General features: G+C 70.0%; 2 protein-coding genes and 1 pseudogene (1 of these 3 only partly in view). 2 read left to right on the top strand and 1 reads right to left on the bottom strand.

The window, feature by feature from the left end:
• A pseudogene (locus tag B2W70_RS18475) lies at nucleotides 1-451 on the top strand (response regulator) (it extends 379 nt beyond the left edge of the window).
• Nucleotides 448-1,860, top strand: coding sequence for a sensor histidine kinase (locus B2W70_RS15145; RefSeq protein ID WP_286746918.1), 1,413 nt, complete (start codon nucleotides 448-450; stop codon nucleotides 1,858-1,860). Before B2W70_RS18475 ends, B2W70_RS15145 begins: the two are co-directional and overlap by 4 nt.
• Before the next feature lie 69 nt (nucleotides 1,861-1,929).
• Here the strand turns inward: B2W70_RS15145 and B2W70_RS15140 are convergent.
• A partial coding sequence (locus tag B2W70_RS15140) for an NAD-dependent epimerase/dehydratase family protein (RefSeq protein WP_286746915.1) occupies nucleotides 1,930-2,427 on the bottom strand: 498 nt, incomplete at its 5' end.

Genomic DNA, 2,427 nt, shown 5'->3' with positions numbered 1-2,427 from the left:
TGATCGCGTGCTGGGCCTGGAAATGGGCGCCGATGACTATCTGGCCAAGCCGTTCGAGCCGCGCGAGCTGCTGGCGCGCGTGCGGGCCCTGCTGCGCCGCACTTCCGTGCACGCCGATGACGCCGACGTGTGGCGCTTCGGTCGCCTGGAGATCGACACCGGTCTGCGCCAGGTTCGGCTGGCCGGCGCGGCCTGCGACCTCACGTCCTACCAGTTCGATTTGCTCAGCGTGCTGGCCCAGCACCCGGGACGCGTGCTCAGCCGCGACCAGATCATGGACGCGCTCAAGGGCCACCCGCTCGAAGCCTTCGACCGCTCCATCGACGTGCACATCTCGCGCATCCGTGCCGCCATCGAGGACGACCCGAAAGAGCCGCGCCGCATCCTCACGGTGCGTGGCGTGGGCTACGTCTTCGCCAAAAAGCAGGACGCTGACCTCGACGCAGCATGAAGACCCTGGCCCTGCGCATCTACCTCACGGTGGTGGCGGTGCTGCTGGTGTTCGCGCTCGTCTCAGGGTGGCTGGCGCAGCGCAACCTCGAGCACGAGCGCACCCAGGTGCAGTCCATGGCCGCCTGGAACGAGCGCGCCGCGGCCTGGGCCGAGTTGATCGAAAACAGCTTGCCACCGGCCACCGCGCCGGTGGATGAGCAGTCTCGCATCTTCCTGGACTGGTCCGAGCGCCTGCGCATGCCCATGGCGCTGGACGACCCGCTGGGCCGGCGCATCGCCACGTCCATCTTGCTGGAAGAGCGCTTGCGCCGCCAACCTGAGTTGCGCGAGCGCATGCAGCGCTCGATCTTGTCCGATGGCCGCACGATGTGGGTGCTGCGCGCCTGGGTGGTGCGCGGCAAGGGCCCGCAGACCATCATGGGCCCCATGCGGGAAGGCGATGCCCCGCCCGGGGTGCCGCCACCTCCGCCGCGCGTCCAGCCCTGGCTGGAGCCAGTGGCCATGTTCGTGCCGCCCTGGATGGCCCACGGCGTGCCGGCCCTGATCCTGGCGCTGATCCTGTTGTTTGGTGCGGTGGCCCTGGGCGCCTGGCCCGTGGTCAACCGCCTGACGCGCCGCCTGCAGGCGCTGCGCTCGGGCGTCGAGGTCTTCGGCTCAGGCCAGCTGCAGCACCGCGTCAGCGTCGAAGGGGCCGACGAGGTCGCCGCGCTGGCGCGCAGCTTCAACGAGGCCGCCCAACGCATCGAAGACCTGGTCACCTCCAACCGCAGCCTGCTGGCCAACGCCAGCCACGAACTGCGCTCGCCGCTGGCCCGACTGAAGATGGCGGTGTCGCTGATGGCCGAGGCCTCGCCAGAGCGGGCCGCGCGCATCCGCGACGAGATCAACCAGGACATCCGCGAACTCGACGCGCTGGTCGAAGAGGTGCTGCTGGCCAGCCGCCTCGATTCCCGCCGCGACATCGAACACGCGCCCGTTGACCTCATGGGCCTGGCCACGGAAGAGGCGGCGCGCGTGGGGGCCGAGGTGCACATCGATGCGTCCTTCCCGCTGACGCCGCACCAGGGAGATGAGCGGCTGCTTCGCCGCGCCTTGCGCAACCTGCTGGAGAACGCGCGCCGCTACGGTGGGCCGCAGGTGGAGCTCTTCCTGCAGAGCACCCGAGGTCAGCTGGAGTTGTCGGTGGCCGATCGCGGCCCCGGTGTGCCGGCCGAGCAGCGCGAGCGCATCTTCGAGCCTTTCTACCGCCTGCCGGGCCACGCAGAGCACGCCGGCGGCATCGGGCTGGGCCTGAGCCTGGTGCGCCAGATCGCCGAGCGGCATGGCGGCCAGGTGCGCTGCGAAGCGCGCGAAGGTGGGGGCAGCTTGTTTGTGTTGAGCCTGCCGGGTTGGTCGCGCGCGCGCTGAGCCCTGCGCAACGGTTGCCGCTCGCATGGGCGCCAGCGGCGTCCAACGGCCTCTCGCTGTGTCGGTCTTTCAGGCCTGGTGGTAGGCCTTGTACCAGTCCACGAAGCGGGCCACCCCTTCGCTCAGCCCGGTGTGCGGGGCCACGCCTGTCCAGGCTTGCAGCGCGCTGACGTCGGCGAAGGTGGCGGGCACGTCGCCCGGGGCCATGGGTAGCAGGTCGAGCTGGGCTTTCACGCCCAACGCGGACTCGAGCGTGCGGATGAAGTCCATCAGCTGAACCGGCTCGCTGTGCCCGATGTTGAAGACCTTGTAAGGCGCCCACGAGCCCGAGGCCTGCGGCGCGTCTCGGTCGAAGCCATTGTCGGCCACGGGTGGGTGGTCCAGCGTGGCCACCACGCCCGCGACGATGTCGTCGATGTAGGTGAAGTCGCGGCGCATGTTGCCGTGGTTGAACACCTTGATCGACTCGCCCGCCAGGATGGCCCGCGTGAACAGCATCGGCGCCATGTCGGGGCGGCCCCAGGGGCCATAGACGGTGAAAAAGCGCAGCCCCGTGGTCGGCAGGCC

This window comes from Aquabacterium sp. UBA2148, assembly GCF_002328915.1.
Taxonomy (GTDB): domain Bacteria; phylum Pseudomonadota; class Gammaproteobacteria; order Burkholderiales; family Burkholderiaceae_C; genus Aquabacterium; species Aquabacterium parvum.
Note: the sequence above shows the minus strand (reverse complement) of the source record. Positions and strands in the feature narration are given on the sequence as shown.